The sequence below is a fragment of the Ferrimonas balearica genome, assembly GCF_019802055.1.
GTDB lineage: Bacteria > Pseudomonadota > Gammaproteobacteria > Enterobacterales > Shewanellaceae > Ferrimonas > Ferrimonas balearica_A.
This window is the reverse complement of the sequence record NZ_JAHVHW010000007.1, coordinates 57,777-75,153: the sequence shown is the minus strand read 5'-3', so window position 1 is coordinate 75,153 and position 17,377 is coordinate 57,777. Positions and strand designations below refer to the sequence as shown.

The window sequence follows — 17,377 nt, the reverse complement described above, 5'->3', positions numbered from 1 at the left end:
ATTTACTCCCCCTCATCCAGATTAAATGACTGGTGTAGGCTACGAACCGCCAACTCCAGGTACTTCTCGTCGATTGCCACGGAGATTTTGATCTCGGAGGTGGCGATCAAGGAGATGCTGATCCCTTCCTGTCCCAAAGTCTGGAACATCTGGCTGGCAACGCCAGAGTGGTTTTTCATTCCCACCCCGACGACAGACACTTTGCACAGCGTATCATCGCTGCGAATCGTGGCCACCCCTAACTGGGGCAAAACCGGCGATAACAGCGCCCGTGCCTGATCCAGATCATTCCTGGCAACGGTAAAGGTGAAGTCAGCTTTACCGTCTCCGGTCGCGGTTTGAACGATCATATCGACGTCAATGCCGGCGTCACCGATGGGCGTCAAAATCGTCGCTGCCACATTGGCGGCATCCGGCACACCAACCAGTGTCAAACTGGCTTCATCACGACTGAACGCGATACCTGAAACGACGGGTGCATCCATGGCATCCTCCTCGTAGGTGATCAGAGTGCCCTCTCCATCGCGGAAGCTCGACAGCACACGCAGTGGCACATTGTAACGACCAGCATACTCCACGGAACGGATCTGCAGCACCTTCGCGCCAAGGCTGGACAGTTCCAGCATCTCTTCGAAGGTAATCGTCTTCATCTTACGTGCCTTGGGCTCCACCCGGGGATCGGTGGTGTACACCCCATCCACGTCGGTGAAGATCTGGCACTCATCAGCCCGCAAGGCTGCGGCGATGGCCACCGCCGTGGTGTCTGAGCCACCCCGACCCAATGTGGTCACCTGGTTGTTACCGCAACGTCCCTGAAAGCCTGCCACGATGGGGATGATCCCATCCGCCAGCATGCTTTTAAGACGCTCGGTTTCCACTTCCCTGATTCGGGCTCTGCCGTGGCGTTCGTCGGTCAGGATACCCACCTGCTCGCCCAGCAGAGACTGAGCCTTCAGGCCCCGCTTCTGCAGAGCCATCGCCATCAGGGCGATGGAGATCTGCTCGCCGGTACTGACCAGCATATCCAGTTCCCGGGGGCAGGGGGTCGCCGAGACCTGCTTGGCCAACGACAATAAACGGTTAGTTTCACCCGCCATGGCCGACAACACGACCACCAGTTGGTGGCCAGCGCGAGCACTGCGGGCAATTCGGTCGGCGACGGCCTCAATGCGCTCAAAAGAGCCCACTGAGGTACCACCAAACTTCTGTACAAAAAGAGACACAGACAGGTCCAATTACAGCTTTTCAGCCAGCCAGGTTTTCGCCGCTTCCAGTGCCGCAGGCAGAGCTGCAGCATCGGTGCCACCGGCCATGGCCATATCGGGGCGACCGCCCCCTTTGCCACCAACCTGTTGAGCCACCAGGTTGACCAGTTCACCAGCTTTGACCTGACCGGTCAGGTCTTTGGTCACACCCGCGATCAGGCCCACTTTGCCATCAGCAACATTACCCAGCAGCACAATGCCGCTGCCCAGTTGGTTTTTCAGGTCATCGACCATACCACGCAGGGCTTTGCTGTCAGCGTTCTCCAGTTGGCTGATCAGGACTTTGGCGCCACCGATCTCAATGGCGCTGTCCACCAGGTTGGCACTGGCGGCAGAAGCCAGCTTCTGTTTCAGCTGCTCCAGTTCTTTTTCCAGCTGCCGGTTCTTGTCCAGCAGCCCCTTAACCTTAGAAGCGACACTTTGCGCGTCCCCCTTGACCAGAGTCGCGGTTTCCAGCAACTGCGCTTCCTGGCCACGAGCAAACGCTACGGCACCCTGCCCGCTCACCGCCTCAATACGACGGATGCCAGCAGCGATACCGCCCTCAGAGATGATCTTGAAGAAGCCGATGTCGCCGGTGCGCTTGGCGTGGGTACCGCCACACAGTTCGATGGAGTAGTCGCCCATGGAGAGTACACGAACCTGGTCGTCGTACTTCTCACCGAAGAGTGCCATGGCACCGGCAGCCTTGGCAGCCTCGATCTCCATCAGCTCTGTTTCAATGGCAAGGTTAGCGCGGATCTGCTCGTTCACCTGATTTTCGATGGCAACCAGCTCTTCACCGGTAACCCCTTCAAAGTGAGAGAAGTCAAAACGCAGACGATCGGCCATCACCAGAGAGCCCTTCTGAGCCACGTGATCACCCAGCAGGTTACGCAGTGCCGCGTGCAGCAGGTGGGTTGCAGAGTGGTTCAGACGAATCGCGTCACGACGACCGGCATCTACTTCGGCGGTGGCGGTCTCACCACGCTGGAACTGACCGGAAACCAGTTTGCCCTTGTGAGCAATGGCGTTGCCCAGCTTCTGGGTATCGGTCACTTCAAACTCGCCGGATTCGGTGCGGATCACACCGGTGTCACCCACCTGACCGCCGGACTCGGCGTAGAAGGGAGATTGGTCCAGAACCAGTACCGCTTCGGTACCCATCTCACCAGACAGACTGTCCACTTCGTTGCCGTCCACCAGGATCGCCATCAGTTGGCCCTGATCGTCGGTGCGGTCGTAGCCGGTGAAGACGCTCTCACCGTCAATGCTGACCACCTTGGAGTAATCGGTACCAAACTGACCGGCATCGCGTGCGCGCTGACGCTGCTGCTCCATCTCCACTTCGAAGCCATCTTCGTCGATGGTGAAGCCACGTTCACGGGCCACATCGTTGGTCAGATCCGCAGGGAAACCGTAGGTGTCGTAAAGCTTGAATACGGTGGCACCGTCCAGCACTTCACCTTCCAGGTTATCCAGCGCGTCATTCAGCAGCTGGATACCGCGATCCAGAGTGCGGGCAAAGTTTTCCTCTTCGATGCGCAGTACCTTTTCCACCACAGCTTTTTGCTGCTTCAGCTCTTCACCGGCAGCGCCCATGGCGTCCGCCAGTTCACCAACCAGCTTGTAGAAGAAGGTGTCGGTCGCGCCCAGTTTGCGGCCATGACGGATGGCACGACGGATAATGCGACGCAGTACGTAACCACGGCCTTCGTTGGAGGGCATAACACCATCAACAATCAGGTAGGCACAGGAACGGATGTGGTCTGCCACAACGCGCAGGGACTTGTTGTCCAGATCAGTGGTGCCGGTCACTTCCGCCGCTTTCTTGATCAGACGCTGGAAGATGTCGATGTCGTAGTTGGAGTGGCCACCCTGCATGATGGCTGCCACACGCTCGATACCCATGCCGGTATCCACAGAGGGCTTGGGCAGCGGCTCCATGGTGCCGTCAGCGTGACGGTTGAACTGCATGAATACGATGTTCCAGATCTCGATAAAGCGATCACCATCCTCTTCTGGCGTGCCCGGACGGCCGCCCCAGATGTGGTCGCCGTGATCGTAGAAGATCTCGGTGCAGGGGCCACACGGACCGGTGTCGCCCATCTGCCAGAAGTTGTCAGAGGTGTAGGCGGGTTTGCCCGGCTTATCGCCGATGCGGATGATGTTCTCCGCCGCAATGCCGATCTCTTTGTTCCAGATGTCGAAGGCTTCGTCATCGGAGTGGTAAACGGTAACGCACAGCTTCTCTTTGGGCAGCTGCAGAACTTCAGTCAGGAACTGCCAGGCGTATTTGATGGCGTCCTGCTTGAAGTAGTCACCAAAGCTGAAGTTACCCAGCATCTCAAAGAAAGTATGGTGACGAGCGGTAAAGCCAACATTTTCCAGGTCATTGTGCTTGCCACCCGCACGTACGCAACGCTGTGCGGTTGTCGCGCGAGTGTACGCCCGTTGCTCAGCACCGAGGAAACAATCCTTGAACTGGTTCATACCGGCATTGGTGAACAGCAGCGTGGGATCGTTATGGGGCACCAGGGAGCTGGATGCCACCACTTCGTGGCCTTGAGAACGGAAATACTCCAGGAACGCGGTCCGGATCTCGGCGGTGGTCATGTGCATGAGGTCATCCTGAAAAAACTGACAGTAAGCGCTGGCGAGTGCCAGCAAGCTATGTAAACGGCCAATTATATCCGCAACCCTCCTGCTCAAACCAGCACCAAGGCAGCAGATATCCAGCCGTATCGCGTTTTTTACCGTCAGCCGCGCAGTGACTCGAGGGCGTAGCGGATCTGTTCCATGTCGAAGCCCCGGTAAGCCAGGTAGCGTTGCACCTTGGCCCGGGCCTTGAAATCTGTGGGTACGGGGTTGCCAAACTTGCGTTCGCAGACCTCGAGACAGAGGGCAAACCAATCTTGCTCAGCCTCGGCGAAAGTTTGTCGGATCAGGTCTGAAGAGACCCCCCGCTCTCGCAGTTCATTGGCCAGTCGAATAGGCCCCAGGCCGCGCCCGGAGCGATAACGAACAAAGCCCTCGGCAAAGCGGGCGTCATTGAGGTAACCCCACTCATCGACCCGCTCTATGGCTTTATCTATGTCGGAAACGACAAAGCCGCGGGAGCGCAGCTTTCGCTTTAACTCCTCGCGGCTATGATCACGGCGGGACAGCAGTCCCACCGCAGCAGCAACCGGATCCCGGTCCTGTGGCTCTTTCGCCATGGCGTTTAGCCCAGCTCCGGCGCCTCGACTTCGTCTTCCTCTTCGCTCTTCGGTGCTGCCTTCAGCAGCAGTTGAGCCCGCAGTTGCTGCTCAACCTCGTTGGCGATGGCCACGTTCTCTTTCAGGAAGCGGATGCTGTTGGCTTTGCCCTGGCCGATCTTCTCGCCCTGGTAGCTGTACCAGGCACCGGACTTCTCAATCAGCTTCTGCTGAACGCCCAGGTCGATCAGCTCACCCTCTTTGGAGGTACCTTCACCGTAAAGGATCTGGAACTCAGCCTGTTTGAACGGCGGGGAAACCTTGTTCTTCACAACCTTAACGCGGGTTTCGTTACCCACAACCTCGTCGCCATCCTTCACCGCACCGATACGGCGGATGTCCAGACGAACGGAGGCGTAGAACTTCAGCGCGTTACCACCGGTGGTGGTCTCCGGGCTGCCGAACATCACACCGATCTTCATACGGATCTGGTTGATGAACACGCACAGAGTGTTGGAGCGCTTGATGTTAGCGGTCAGCTTACGCAGAGCCTGAGACATCAGACGGGCTTGCAGGCCAACGTGGGAATCCCCCATCTCGCCCTCAATCTCCGCTTTCGGAGTCAGTGCAGCAACGGAGTCAACGATAACCACATCAACCGCGCCGGAGCGCACCAGCATGTCGCAGATCTCCAGAGCCTGTTCACCGGTGTCCGGCTGAGACACCAGCAGCTCCTCGACGTTCACACCCAGCTTCTCGGCGTAAACCGGATCCAGCGCGTGCTCGGCGTCAACGAAGGCACAGGTCTTGCCCTGCTTCTGCGCTTCTGCAATCACCTGCAGAGTCAGGGTGGTTTTACCGGAAGATTCCGGGCCGTAGATCTCAACAATACGGCCATACGGCAGGCCGCCAATACCCAGAGCAATGTCCAGACCCAGAGAGCCGGTGGACACGGACTCGATGTCCAGAGTGGTCGCATCGCCAAGACGCATGATGGACCCTTTGCCAAACTGCTTCTCGATCTGACCCAGTGCAGCACTTAGGGCGCGTTTTTTGTTCTCGTCCATTTAAAGCTCCAGAAAAGATGCCTTGGCGGCGACAGGATTCGATGTAATGCCAGTAGTATACTGTACAATCATACAGTATCAACCCTGGTTGATTGGCAATTGCGCGAAACGAGGTAAATTTCCCCGCCATCGCCCCTGCAGCGGCGGTAATTTTGGGTATCATAGCGGGCTAGCTTTCTTTCGTCTTCAGGAGACCTCGTGACCCAGCGCAGCCCGGCCAACTTGGAACAGCACACCCCAATGATGCGTCAGTACCTGACCATCAAGGCCCAGCATCCCGACGTGTTGCTGTTTTACCGCATGGGGGATTTCTACGAGCTGTTTTTTGACGACGCCAAACGGGCCGCCGAGCTGCTCGACATCTCCCTTACTGCCCGCGGCCACTCCGGCGGCGATCCCATCCCCATGGCCGGAGTCCCCTACCATGCGGTGGAGGGCTATCTCGCTCGGTTGGTTCAACAGGGTGTTTCCGTCGCCATCTGCGAACAGATCGGCGACCCGGCCACCAGTAAAGGTCCGGTCGAGCGCCAGGTAGTGCGGATTGTCACACCGGGTACAGTGACCGATGAAGCCCTGCTGCAGGAGCGGCAGGATAATCTGCTGGCCGCGGTGTATGAATCCCGTGGTCAATACGGCTTCGCCACACTGGATATCGCCTCCGGCCGTTTTGTGGTGAACGAACTGGCCGACGATGAGGCCCTGCAAGCGGAGCTGCAACGCACCCGCCCGGCGGAACTGCTCTATCCGGAGCTGTTCCCGAAAATGGCGTTGATTGAGCACATCAAAGGGTGCCGCCGCCGTCCCGAGTGGGAGTTTGAACTGGGCACCGCCCGCGCCCTGTTGAACGATCAGTTTGGCACCCGGGACCTGACCGGCTTTGGCGTTGAACAGGCGGAGCGCGCACTCTGCGCCGCAGGCTGTCTGATGCAGTACGTCAAGGATACGCAGCGCACCGCCCTGCCCCACATCCGGGCCCTGATTAAAGAGCAGGATGGCAGTGCCATTGTGCTGGATGCCGCCACCCGCAAGAACCTGGAGTTGACCCAGAACCTGGCTGGCGGTTTTGACAATACCCTGGCGTCAGTACTGGATCGTACCACCACTGCCATGGGTTCCCGTCTGCTCAAACGCTGGCTGCATCAACCGCTCACCCAGCGCAGTGTGCTTGAGGGACGTCTCGACAGTGTCAGCTGCATCAAGGATCAGGCCGCCTTCGTTGAGCTCTCCGAACAGCTGAAACCGGTCGGCGATCTGGAGCGTGTACTGGCACGCCTGGCGCTGCGCAGCGCCCGCCCCCGCGATCTGACCCGCCTACGTCAGGCTTTGGGACAACTGCCGCTCCTGCGGGAGTTGATGACCCAGTTGCCCGGTCGCCAACTGGCACAATTACACAACCAGCTTGGGGAGTTCCCGGAGGAGTTGGACCTGCTGACCCGGGCCATCAAAGAGAACCCGCCGGTGGTGATCCGCGATGGTGGAGTGCTGGCCGAAGGGTATAACGCAGAGCTGGATGAACTGCGTGCATTGTCTCAGGGCGCTACCGACTTCCTGACCCAACTGGAGCAGCAGGAGCGGGAGCGCAGTGGCATCGCGACCCTGAAAGTCGGCTACAACAAGGTGCACGGCTTCTTTATTGAAGTCAGCCGGGCGCAATCCACGCTGGTGCCCGCCAACTACGTCCGCCGCCAGACTCTGAAGAATACCGAGCGCTATATTGTGCCGGAGTTGAAGGAGCTGGAAGACAAGGTGCTGACCAGCCAGAGTCAGGCATTGGCCCTGGAGAAGCGCCTGTACGAAGAGCTGTTTGATCTGCTGCTTCCGGTTCTGCCCGCGCTGCAGGAGTCCGCTTTTGCCTGTGCCGAACTGGACGTATTGCAGAACCTGGCAGAACGAGCGGATACCCTGGACTACCACCGCCCACACTTGAGTGAGCAGCCGGGCATTCAGATCGATGGCGGCCGCCACCCGGTGGTTGAGCAGGTGATGAGTGAACCCTTTATCGCCAACCCGGTTCTGCTTTCACCCGAGCGCCGCATGCTGATCGTGACCGGCCCCAACATGGGCGGTAAGTCGACCTATATGCGCCAGACCGCGCTCATTACCCTGATGGCTCACATCGGCAGTTTTGTCCCGGCCGAGCACGCTGTCGTCGGCCCGGTGGATCGCATCTTCACCCGGATTGGCGCCTCGGATGACCTGGCGTCCGGCCGCTCCACCTTTATGGTTGAGATGACCGAGACCGCCAACATTCTGAATAACGCCACCGACCGCAGTCTGGTTCTGATGGATGAGATTGGTCGAGGCACTTCGACCTATGACGGTCTGTCACTGGCCTGGGCAGCGGCCCAGCATCTGGCCAGCCAGATCCAGTCGATGACGCTGTTCGCCACCCACTACTTTGAGCTGACGGAACTGCCGGCCCAGTTGGAAGGCGTACACAATGTCCATCTGGATGCGGTTGAGCATGGCGATACCATCGCCTTTATGCACGCGGTTCAGGAGGGACCGGCCAGCCGCAGCTACGGCCTGCAGGTTGCCGCCCTGGCCGGGGTGCCGAAAGCGGTGGTCTATGCAGCCAAGCAGCGCCTGTCTCAGTTGGAGCAGCAGCCCGTAAGCGGAGCCGCTGCCCTCGCACCGAACGGCCAACTGCCCCTGCTGCCAGAACCGCACCCGGTTGTTGACGCGCTGGAACGGGTTGATCCTGACTCCCTCACTCCCCGTCAGGCTCTGGACCTGCTCTACCGTCTGAAAGGGCAGCTCTGAATCCGGCATTGAGCCAATAAAAAACGCCGCCTCCACAATCGTGGTCAGGCGGCGTTTTTGGTCAGGTTGTCGTTACGGTTTGAACAGGGATTCTACCGACAGGCCCTGCGCACCAATCAGCTCACGCAGTCGCCGTAAGGCTTCGACCTGGATCTGTCTTACCCGCTCACGGGTCAGTCCGATCTCACGTCCCACATCCTCAAGGGTAGAAGGCTCATAACCCAGCAAACCAAAGCGGCGTGCCAGAACTTCCCTCTGTTTCGAGTTCAACTCTCCCAACCAACGTACAACGGATCCATTGATGTCATCGTCCTGCGCCTGAACTTCAGGGCAAACGCGGTCATCATCGGCAATCACATCCAACAAAGCCTTATCGGAGTCTCCGCCAATCGGCGTATCCACCGAGCTGATCTTCTCATTCAGCTTGAGCATCCGGCTGACATCTTCCACCGGTTTATCCAGCTTCATGGCGATCTCTTCGGCCGTCGGCTCGTGATCCAGGGTATGAGCCAGCTCCCTGGCCGTGCGCAGGTAGACGTTCAGTTCCTTCACCACATGGATGGGCAGACGGATCGTTCGGGTCTGGTTCATGATGGCCCGTTCAATGGTCTGGCGGATCCACCAGGTGGCATAGGTTGAGAAACGGAATCCACGCTCGGGATCGAACTTCTCCACCGCTCGGATCAGGCCCAGGTTGCCCTCTTCGATCAGATCCAGCAGTGCCAGACCACGATTGTTGTAGCGGCGGGCAATCTTGACCACCAGGCGGAGGTTACTTTCGATCATGCGGTTGCGCGACTTAGCGCAATCACGCTGAGCCCGACGGGCGTAATAGACTTCTTCTTCGGCCGTCAGCAACGGGGAAAACCCGATTTCGCTGAGGTACAACTGAGTCGCATCCAGGTTCTTCTGAAGATCGTCCTGGACCAGTTGATCAATGTTGGATGAGGCAGTTGCCTCGTTTTCGTTGGCTTCGATCCCTTCCGAGGTCCCCACAACCCCAGTACAGCTTAAATCGACGGCAGCCATATCATCAAAAGCGTTGCTCTTGCGATTCATTGGCTAATCTCCCAGTTTGTCCCAAACCTAGTTTGTTCTCACGGTGTTCCTCCTTGTTCTGACAACCCAACTCCCCTCATTGACGGGGTAAATAGCGTAGCGGATCAACTGACTTGCCTTTGTATCGGATCTCGAAGTGCAACATTGGCCTGTCGGCATCTGTGCTGCCCACTTCGGCGATCTTCTGTCCGGCGCTGACCCTTTGTTTTTCTTTCACCAGGATCCGGCTGTTGTGGGCATAGGCACTAAGAAACTCATCGGAGTGTTTGATGATGATCAGCTTGCCATACCCGCGCAGCGCGCTCCCTGCGTACACCACCCGCCCCTCGGCAGAGCTGGTCACCGGTGTCCCGGTGGCGGCAGCAATATCGAGCCCTTTGTTGCCCTGCTCCGTGGCTGAAAAACGGCGTATGATTTTCCCCTGAACGGGCCATCGCCACTGGGCAACGCGATTCGGCAATGCGGTGTCGCGCGACGCCGTCACCGAGGCAGCATTATTATTGTTGCCCGTTTGTGAAGGCGCAGAACCAGCATAACTAGGCTGCGAGGCGGGATCAACCGATTTGTTTTGTCCGTTTTCTGTGGATGATTTAGCAACTTGACCTGTAGAGGCCGCGCCACCACTGGGTTTGGGAGTAGCAGGCCTGGACGGAGTTGCTGTTGATGAATTGTGTGTTTTTGTTACCGAACCACTCAGTTTTATGGTCTGACCAGGGTGGATGACGTAAGGCGCACTCAAACCATTACGCTGAGCCAAAGTGCGGAAGTCCTGGTCCGAGGCCCAGGCAATGGAATAGAGGGTGTCCCCCGCTTTTACGGTATAGCTCTGGCTCTGCAGGCTGCCGCGCTCACGTTCCCGATAGGTCTGTCCCGCATAGAGGGTTTCCACCGGAGCCGGTGGCTGCTGCAGAGAACAGCCGCCAAGCCAGCACACCAGTGTCATTACCCCCAGGCGCGCAACAGCGGGAAAGGGCCAGCTACGGGCCTGCTCAACCATCTACTCGGTGTCCCCCGGTACCAGAGGAACAAAGCGCACCGCTTCCACATCCTGAGTGTGTAACTCGCCATCGATCTTGTCGATCACTCTCAGCACCTGGTACTGACCGCCTACCGGAATCACCATCCGTCCCCCTTCCGCAAGTTGCTCAAGCAATGCGGTGGGCACTTCACTGGCCGCTGCAGTCACCAGAATGCCGCCGAAGGGGGCTTTGCTTGTCCACCCCTGCCAGCCATCGCCGTACTTGAAGGCGATGTTGTGGAGATCCAACTGCTTCAGACGACGGCGGGCCTGGATCTGCAGGCTCTTAATCCGCTCCACCGTGCAAAGCTGCGGCACCAGACTGGCCAATACCGCCGCCTGATAGCCGGAGCCTGTCCCCACCTCCAGAACCGGGCCTGGACCCAGACGCTGCAGCAGCAGCTCGGTCATCAATGCCACGATATAGGGTTGAGAGATGGTCTGGCCCTGTCCGATAGGCAGAGCGGTGTTTTCCCAGGCGCGCGGTGCCAGCCCACCATCAACAAACAGGTGACGAGGAACAGTAGCGATCGCCTCAAGTACACGAGGATCCCGGATCCCCCCACTCTGAAGTTGCTGAACCAGACGACTGCCGTAAGCCAAAGCGCGTGCACTCATAGTTGCTCAAACCACCGGGTCAGGGTGGGCAACTGGCTGTGGGCCGTCAGGTCGACCGTCAGTGGCGTAACGGAGACAAAACCATTGGCAACAGCATAGAAGTCTGTGCCCTCACCGGCATCCTGTTCACTGCCCGGAGGGCCCAGCCAGTAGATGTCACGGCCAGCGGGATCCTGTGTTTTCACCATCCCTTCCGCTTTATGGCGTGCGCCAAGACGGGTCACCTGAATCCCCTGGATCTGCTCCAGTGGCAGATCGGGAACATTGATATTGAGGATCTGCTCTTTGGGCAGAGGATTAGCCAGCAATCCTTGGACAATGCGAGCGGTGATCGCCGCCGCGGTGTCATAGTGCTCCAGCTTGCGCCCCACCAGAGATACCGCAATGGTGGGCAGGCCCAGGTGACGCCCCTCCATCGCCGCTGCCACGGTACCGGAGTAGAGGGTATCGTCGCCCAGATTGGCCCCGGCATTAATGCCGGACACCACCAGATCAGGCTCCCCTTCCATCAGTTCGCGGATCGCAAGATGCACACAGTCGGTGGGAGTACCGTTCACCTGGTAATAGCCGTTATCAAGGCGCTGGGCGCGCAACGGGTTGGTGAGCGTCAATGAGTTTGACGCCCCTGAGCAATTCCGGTCTGGAGCAACCGTCGTGGTTTCGGCAATGGCGGACAAAGCATCAGACAGGGCTTTGATCCCCGGTGCGTGCACGCCATCATCGTTGCTGACTAAGATCTTCATAACCTGCCTATTGTTATTCGATTTCTGACCGCATCTCAATGGCTTGCGCATCCTGGTAGCGAACCAGCTCACGTAGGATACTGGTGGCAAATGCCCCCGCAGGCAGGACGAACTCCAGCCACAACAGGTCACCGTCCCAATGATGACGGAACTGCTCTGGCTTGAGCAGCAATCGGCGTCGGTCCGGATCCACTCTGGCGCTCTTCAGTCCATCACACAGTGTCGGGAAGTCGGCCAGGACAGACTGTTCAAAAGCTTGCGCTGCGCCCTGGCTATGCAACTCACCATCCCCCGGCAGAGGCGCCGAAAGATCGATGTCCCCTTCCAGCAGGCGGGTCAGATGCGCTGCGTCCCACTGCTCGGCCACAAAGAAACTGTTGCTGCCGGAGAGCATCACGGCATCCCCCCCCAGCGGGGTCAGGCCGTGCTGAGCCAGACGGGCTGAGACCACTTTGTTAAACAGGAAGCTGCGAGCAGCAGACAGGTAGATGCTGCGCTTGTTGCGGTCTTTGACTTTACGCCCGCCAAACATCTCGGCAGCGCGGGCTACGTTCATGCCACCATGGCCAAAGCGCTGCTCACCATAGTAGTTGGGCACGCCCTTGAGCACTTCCGCCAGGCGGGTCTCCAGCGCTTCCGGATGAGTGACGCTGGAAAGCGCAATTTTGAAGCGATTGCCCAGCAGCGCTCCGGTGCGCAATTTACGCCCGTGGCGATGCGCCGCCAGCAGCGTAATGTTGCTGTCATTCAACTGGGCCCAATCCGGGTCCACCTTGCCGGGGATCCGCACCGACAGCCACTGGCGGGTCACACCATGGCGGTCTTTCAGACCCGCCCAGCTCACATCACGAGCCGGGACATCGGCAAAGCGAGCCACGATCTTCGCCAACTGGTGGGTGGTCAGGTCGCGCTTTTCGATGTGCAACAGGTGGTGCTCTCCGGCGCCGTCCGGCGTGAAGGGCAGCAATTCGTCCACTTGAAAGTGTTCCGGCTCACGACGGATAACCGCTTCAGACTCAGGAGCACCCAGCAGGTAGTGCCATTCAGGCAATGTGTAATCAGTCATGGCAGAGCAACACCACCGCTTCGGTGGCGATCCCCTCGCCACGGCCAGTAAAACCAAGTCGCTCAGTGGTAGTGGCTTTGACGTTGATCCGATCCAACTCGGCATCAAGGTCCGCCGCCAGGTGAGCACGCATGGCATCAATATGGGGAGCCATCTTCGGTGCCTGGGCGATGATGGTCACATCAAGGTTGCCCAGACGGTAGCCCTTCTCCCGCACCAGTGAGTAACAGTGGCGCAGCAGTTCCCGGCTGTCGGCGCCTGCGTAGGCGGGATCCGTATCGGGAAAGTGGCGGCCAATATCTCCGAGCGCCAGTGCCCCCAGCAGCGCATCGCTGATGGCGTGAAGCACAACGTCACCATCGGAGTGGGCCAACAGACCCTGCTCAAAAGGAACGGAAACGCCACCCAGGACCAGGGGACCTTCACCGCCAAATTTATGTACGTCGAAACCGTGTCCGATCCGCATTACTTTGCCTCTCTACTGGCTAAAAACAGCTGCGCCAGGCGCAGATCATCTGGGTGCGTGATTTTGATGTTATCCGGACGCCCGGCCACCAGTGCCGGATGCCATCCCTCCCGCTCCATGGCGGAGGCTTCGTCGGTGATCACCGCGCCATCCTGCTCAGCTCGGATCAGTGCCTCACGCAGGGGCACGGCTGGAAACAGCTGTGGGGTCAGGGCGTGCCAGAGATCCTCTCTTGGCACAGTATGATCGATTCCACCGTCGTGACCGGCCCGTTTCATGGTATCCCGAACCGGGGTTGCCAGAATCGCCCCCTCGTCACCGGGATGGGCCAGCAGCTTATCGATATCGTCGTGGCTCAGGCAGGGCCGGGCAGCATCATGGACCAGTGCCCAGGCCGTGGGCTCCTCGATCGCCGACAGCGCCAGTCGTACCGAGTCGGCCCGCTCCGCTCCGCCATCCACACGAATCAAACTCGGGTCGGCAGCTTCATCCAGCTCATCAAAATATCCGTCCTGTGGCCCCAGAGCGACGATCACCTTATGGATCCTCGGGTGGCTAAGCAGCACGGACAGGGTATGGGACAGAATGGTGCGGTCATTCAGCAGCAGATACTGCTTGGGCCTATCCGCGCCCATCCGCTTACCAACGCCAGCGGCAGGCACCACGGCGTAGAGCGGATCAGTGTGACTCAGTGGCATGGGAACTCCCAGGGACTCAGGATTGAGGGCGGCGGATCACCCGATAGAACTGCTCGTCCTCCCGGACCATACCCAACTCATGGCGGGCACGCTCCTCGACGGCATCCAGGCCATCGCGCAGGTCCTTAATCTCCTGCATCAAGACCTGGTTGCGCTCAACCAGTGCGGAGTTTCCCTCCAGCTGCCGCTGGATCTGCTCGCGCAGCCGCACGACCTCCCGCAGGCTGTTCTCACCCGCCCACAGTCGGTATTGCAGTGCCACCAGCAACAGGGTCAACACCACCAGTAAGATCCGCATCCACACCGCCTCAAACCAAATGTCCAAAGATCTTGGCGCAAGCTCCGGAAAAAGAAAAGCAAAAAGCCGCCCGAAGGCGGCTTTTGTAGGTTAAAACAGCAGGACTCAGGCCTGGCCGTTCACCTCGGAGCGGCCACGGTAGGGCGCCTTGTCACCCAAATGCTCTTCGATGCGCAGCAGCTGGTTGTACTTGGCTACGCGGTCAGAGCGGCACAGGGAGCCGGTTTTGATCTGGCCCGCAGCGGTGCCCACTGCCAGGTCAGCAATGGTGGCATCTTCAGTTTCACCGGAACGGTGAGAGATCACCGCAGTGAAGCCTGCGTCTTTGGCCATTTTGATGGCGTCCAGAGTCTCGGACAGAGAACCGATCTGGTTGAACTTGATCAGAATGGAGTTACCGATCTTGTTCTCAATGCCACGCTTCAGGATCTTGGTGTTGGTTACGAACAGGTCGTCACCCACCAGCTGGATCTTATCGCCCAGAATCTCGGTCTGGTAGGCCCAGCCATCCCAATCGGACTCATCCAGACCGTCTTCGATGGAGACGATCGGGTACTGCTTGGTCAGCTCCGCCAGGTAGTCGGAGAAACCGTTGGAATCGAAGCTCTTGCCTTCGCCAGCCAGAACATACTGACCATCCTTGTAGAACTCGGAGGCCGCACAATCCAGCGCCAGGGTAACGTCGCTGCCCAGCACGTAGCCGGCCGCTTCAACCGCTTCCTTAATTACTGCCAGCGCGTCAGCGTTGGAAGCCAGGTTGGGAGCAAAGCCACCTTCGTCACCTACTGCGGTGTTCAGACCCTTGGCAGACAGCACCTTCTTCAGCGCGTGGAAGATCTCGGCGCCCATGCGCAGACCTTCACGGAAGTTCGGGGCAGAGACCGGCTGGATCATGAACTCCTGGATGTCGACGTTGTTATCGGCGTGCTCACCACCGTTAAGGATGTTCATCATCGGCAGCGGCATGGAGTACACACCCGGAGTGCCATTGAGTTCAGCGATGTGAGCGTACAGCGGCAGACCCTTGGCAGCGGCAGCCGCCTTAGCGTTGGCCAGTGACACAGCCAGGATGGCGTTGGCACCCAGCTTGTCTTTGTTCTCAGTGCCGTCCAGATCGATCATCATCTGGTCGATGGCACGCTGCTCCAGAGCATTCTGGCCAACCAGCGCTTCAGCGATCGGGCCGTTGACGTTGCCAACCGCTTTCAGAACACCCTTGCCCAGATAACGGGACTTATCGCCGTCGCGCAGCTCCAGTGCTTCACGGGTGCCGGTGGAGGCACCGGACGGCGCACAGGCCATACCGATAAAGCCGCCTTCCAGATGCACTTCCGCTTCCACGGTGGGGTTACCGCGGGAGTCCATCACTTCACGGCCCAGTACCTTGACGATTTTAGCCATCATTAGCTTCCTCAGTTTTTCCAAAAACAGAAAAGCCGGACCTATTGGCCCGGCTTATGGAGTCAGGTTCAGCTTACGCTTTTGCTGAATTCACCTGCCGCTTTGACGAACCCTTCAAACAGCGGGTGGCCATCGCGCGGCGTCGAGGTGAACTCGGGGTGGAACTGCCCAGCCACGAAGAAAGGATGGCTGGGGATCTCGATCATCTCCACCAATTTCTTATCGGTTGAGAGGCCGGAGAATACCAGACCCGCTTTTTCAAGCGCTTCACGGTAGTTGTTGTTCACTTCATAACGGTGACGGTGACGCTCAACACAGGTGTCAGAACCGTACAGCGCTTGGGCCTTGGTGCCTTTTACCAGGTGGCACAGTTGGCCACCCAGACGCATGGTACCGCCCAGATCAGAGGTTTCGGTACGCTCTTCCACTTTACCTTCGGCATCCAGCCACTCAGTGATCAGACCCACAACCGGATGCTTGGATTTGGGATCGAACTCGGTGGAGTGTGCGCCTTTCAGACCCGCCACGTTACGGGCGTACTCAATCAGTGCCACCTGCATACCCAGGCAGATGCCGAAGTAAGGCAGGTTGTGCTCACGGGCGTAGCGGGCGGCCATGATCTTGCCTTCAACGCCACGCTCACCGAACCCACCGGGTACCAGAATACCGTCGATGCCCTGCAGGGCTTCTTCGCCCTTGGTCTCAACATCCTGGGAGTCGATGTACTTGATGGTGACCTGCAGACGGTTCTTCAAGCCAGCGTGCTTCAACGCTTCATTCACAGACTTGTAGGCGTCAGGCAGTTCAACGTATTTGCCGACCATACCGATGGTCACTTCACCAGTGGGGTTGGCTTCTTCGTAGATCACCTTCTCCCACTCGTTCAGGTCGGCATCCGGGCAGCTCAGGCCAAAGCGCTGAACGAACAGATCGTCCACACCCTGAGACTTCAGCAGAGCAGGGATCTTATAGATGCTGTCCACGTCCTTCATGGAGATCACCGCACGCTCCTGAACATTACAGAACAGGGCAATCTTGCGGCGCTCATTGGCGGGGATGGCGCGATCGGAACGGCACACCAGTACGTCCGGCTGAATACCGATGGAGAGCAGCTCTTTTACGGAGTGCTGAGTCGGCTTGGTTTTCACTTCGCCAGCAGCAGCCAGGTAGGGTACCAGGGTCAGGTGCATGAACATGGCGCGCTCACGGCCCAGTTCAACCGCCAGCTGACGCAGGGCTTCCAGGAACGGCAGGGACTCGATGTCACCCACGGTGCCGCCCACTTCAACGATGGCCACGTCATGGCCTTCGGCACCGGCAACAACGCGCTCTTTGATGGCGTTGGTGATGTGCGGGATCACCTGGATGGTGGCACCCAGATAGTCACCACGACGCTCTTTACGCAGAACGTCGGAGTAGATGCGGCCGGTGGTGAAGTTGTTGCGCTTGGTCATCTTGGTGCGGATGAAGCGCTCGTAGTGGCCCAGATCCAGGTCGGTCTCGGCACCGTCTTCGGTCACAAACACTTCACCATGCTGAGTCGGGCTCATGGTGCCCGGATCCACGTTGATGTAGGGATCCAGTTTCATGATGGTGACGTTAAGACCGCGGGCTTCCAGCAGCGCAGCGACGGACGCTGCAGCAATACCTTTACCCAAGGAGGAGACCACCCCGCCCGTAACGAAGATGTAGTTTGTAGTCATGCTGAACCTGAGAAAATTGGGAACTTCGTGCTGCGC

Annotated in this window: 15 protein-coding genes; 1 reads left to right on the top strand and 14 read right to left on the bottom strand. The window is 58.7% G+C overall.

The window, feature by feature from the left end; all coding sequences use genetic code 11:
- Positions 1–2 precede the first annotated feature (2 nt).
- The 4 genes from KUV52_RS07925 to recA all read right to left on the bottom strand — a co-directional run bounded on the left by KUV52_RS07925 (position 3) and on the right by recA (position 5,508).
- Complete coding sequence (locus KUV52_RS07925; protein WP_222525410.1) at positions 3–1,223, bottom strand: aspartate kinase; 1,221 nt, start codon at positions 1,221–1,223, stop codon at positions 3–5.
- Positions 1,224–1,235: 12 nt separating this feature from the next.
- On the bottom strand, positions 1,236–3,866 hold the full coding sequence (gene alaS / locus KUV52_RS07920; protein WP_222525409.1) for an alanine--tRNA ligase: 2,631 nt from the start codon (positions 3,864–3,866) through the stop codon (positions 1,236–1,238).
- A 137-nt stretch (positions 3,867–4,003) separates the two neighbouring features.
- Positions 4,004–4,462, bottom strand: coding sequence for a regulatory protein RecX (locus KUV52_RS07915; RefSeq protein WP_222525408.1), 459 nt, complete (start codon positions 4,460–4,462; stop codon positions 4,004–4,006).
- Between the two features lie 5 nt (positions 4,463–4,467).
- Positions 4,468–5,508 (bottom strand): recombinase RecA, encoded by a 1,041-nt coding sequence (recA, locus tag KUV52_RS07910; RefSeq protein WP_222525407.1) that lies wholly within the window; start codon positions 5,506–5,508, stop codon positions 4,468–4,470.
- Between the two features lie 240 nt (positions 5,509–5,748).
- Between recA and mutS the strand changes: the two genes are divergently transcribed.
- Positions 5,749–8,271, top strand: coding sequence for a DNA mismatch repair protein MutS (gene mutS / locus KUV52_RS07905; RefSeq protein WP_222526809.1), 2,523 nt, complete (start codon positions 5,749–5,751; stop codon positions 8,269–8,271).
- Positions 8,272–8,343: 72 nt separating this feature from the next.
- On the opposite strand, the gene rpoS is transcribed toward mutS, so the two are convergent.
- The 10 genes from rpoS to KUV52_RS07855 form a co-directional block, all read right to left on the bottom strand.
- A complete protein-coding gene (gene rpoS, locus KUV52_RS07900; RefSeq protein ID WP_222525406.1) occupies positions 8,344–9,330 on the bottom strand; it encodes an RNA polymerase sigma factor RpoS in 987 nt (328 codons plus the stop codon).
- A gap of 76 nt (positions 9,331–9,406) precedes the next feature.
- A complete protein-coding gene (locus tag KUV52_RS07895) occupies positions 9,407–10,327 on the bottom strand; it encodes a peptidoglycan DD-metalloendopeptidase family protein (protein WP_261389942.1) in 921 nt (306 codons plus the stop codon).
- Complete coding sequence (locus tag KUV52_RS07890) at positions 10,328–10,966, bottom strand: protein-L-isoaspartate(D-aspartate) O-methyltransferase (protein WP_222525405.1); 639 nt, start codon at positions 10,964–10,966, stop codon at positions 10,328–10,330. It lies immediately after the preceding gene.
- A complete protein-coding gene (gene surE / locus KUV52_RS07885; protein ID WP_222525404.1) occupies positions 10,963–11,709 on the bottom strand; it encodes a 5'/3'-nucleotidase SurE in 747 nt (248 codons plus the stop codon). The genes KUV52_RS07890 and surE overlap by 4 nt, the downstream gene beginning before the upstream one ends.
- A gap of 13 nt (positions 11,710–11,722) precedes the next feature.
- A complete protein-coding gene (gene truD / locus KUV52_RS07880) occupies positions 11,723–12,775 on the bottom strand; it encodes a tRNA pseudouridine(13) synthase TruD (protein ID WP_222525403.1) in 1,053 nt (350 codons plus the stop codon).
- Complete coding sequence (ispF, locus tag KUV52_RS07875; RefSeq protein ID WP_222525402.1) at positions 12,768–13,241, bottom strand: 2-C-methyl-D-erythritol 2,4-cyclodiphosphate synthase; 474 nt, start codon at positions 13,239–13,241, stop codon at positions 12,768–12,770. The genes truD and ispF overlap by 8 nt, the downstream gene beginning before the upstream one ends.
- Positions 13,241–13,939: a 2-C-methyl-D-erythritol 4-phosphate cytidylyltransferase gene (gene ispD / locus KUV52_RS07870; protein ID WP_222525401.1), complete on the bottom strand. Its 699-nt coding sequence runs from the start codon at positions 13,937–13,939 to the stop codon at positions 13,241–13,243. The genes ispF and ispD overlap by 1 nt, the downstream gene beginning before the upstream one ends.
- Before the next feature lie 16 nt (positions 13,940–13,955).
- Complete coding sequence (gene ftsB, locus KUV52_RS07865; protein WP_222525400.1) at positions 13,956–14,237, bottom strand: cell division protein FtsB; 282 nt, start codon at positions 14,235–14,237, stop codon at positions 13,956–13,958.
- A gap of 105 nt (positions 14,238–14,342) precedes the next feature.
- A complete protein-coding gene (eno, locus tag KUV52_RS07860; RefSeq protein WP_222525399.1) occupies positions 14,343–15,638 on the bottom strand; it encodes a phosphopyruvate hydratase in 1,296 nt (431 codons plus the stop codon).
- 68 nt (positions 15,639–15,706) lie between these two features.
- Positions 15,707–17,341 carry a CTP synthase gene (locus KUV52_RS07855; protein ID WP_222525398.1) on the bottom strand — a complete coding sequence of 545 codons (1,635 nt, stop codon included), beginning with the start codon at positions 17,339–17,341 and terminating at the stop codon, positions 15,707–15,709.
- Positions 17,342–17,377 lie beyond the last annotated feature (36 nt).

Excerpts from the sequence above, each read along its gene's own strand:
- ispD (WP_222525401.1), bottom strand. The coding sequence starts at position 13,939 with ATGCCACTGAGTCACACTGATCCGCTCTACGCCGTGGTGCCTGCCGCT.
- rpoS (WP_222525406.1), bottom strand. The coding sequence starts at position 9,330 with ATGAATCGCAAGAGCAACGCTTTTGATGATATGGCTGCCGTCGATTTA.
- truD (WP_222525403.1), bottom strand. The coding sequence starts at position 12,775 with ATGACTGATTACACATTGCCTGAATGGCACTACCTGCTGGGTGCTCCT.
- KUV52_RS07895 (WP_261389942.1), bottom strand. The coding sequence starts at position 10,327 with ATGGTTGAGCAGGCCCGTAGCTGGCCCTTTCCCGCTGTTGCGCGCCTG.
- surE (WP_222525404.1), bottom strand. The coding sequence starts at position 11,709 with ATGAAGATCTTAGTCAGCAACGATGATGGCGTGCACGCACCGGGGATC.
- ispF (WP_222525402.1), bottom strand. The coding sequence starts at position 13,241 with ATGCGGATCGGACACGGTTTCGACGTACATAAATTTGGCGGTGAAGGT.
- alaS (WP_222525409.1), bottom strand. The coding sequence starts at position 3,866 with ATGCACATGACCACCGCCGAGATCCGGACCGCGTTCCTGGAGTATTTC.
- KUV52_RS07890 (WP_222525405.1), bottom strand. The coding sequence starts at position 10,966 with ATGAGTGCACGCGCTTTGGCTTACGGCAGTCGTCTGGTTCAGCAACTT.
- KUV52_RS07915 (WP_222525408.1), bottom strand. The coding sequence starts at position 4,462 with ATGGCGAAAGAGCCACAGGACCGGGATCCGGTTGCTGCTGCGGTGGGA.
- eno (WP_222525399.1), bottom strand. The coding sequence starts at position 15,638 with ATGGCTAAAATCGTCAAGGTACTGGGCCGTGAAGTGATGGACTCCCGC.
- mutS (WP_222526809.1), top strand. The coding sequence starts at position 5,749 with ATGATGCGTCAGTACCTGACCATCAAGGCCCAGCATCCCGACGTGTTG.
- ftsB (WP_222525400.1), bottom strand. The coding sequence starts at position 14,237 with ATGCGGATCTTACTGGTGGTGTTGACCCTGTTGCTGGTGGCACTGCAA.
- recA (WP_222525407.1), bottom strand. The coding sequence starts at position 5,508 with ATGGACGAGAACAAAAAACGCGCCCTAAGTGCTGCACTGGGTCAGATC.
- KUV52_RS07855 (WP_222525398.1), bottom strand. The coding sequence starts at position 17,341 with ATGACTACAAACTACATCTTCGTTACGGGCGGGGTGGTCTCCTCCTTG.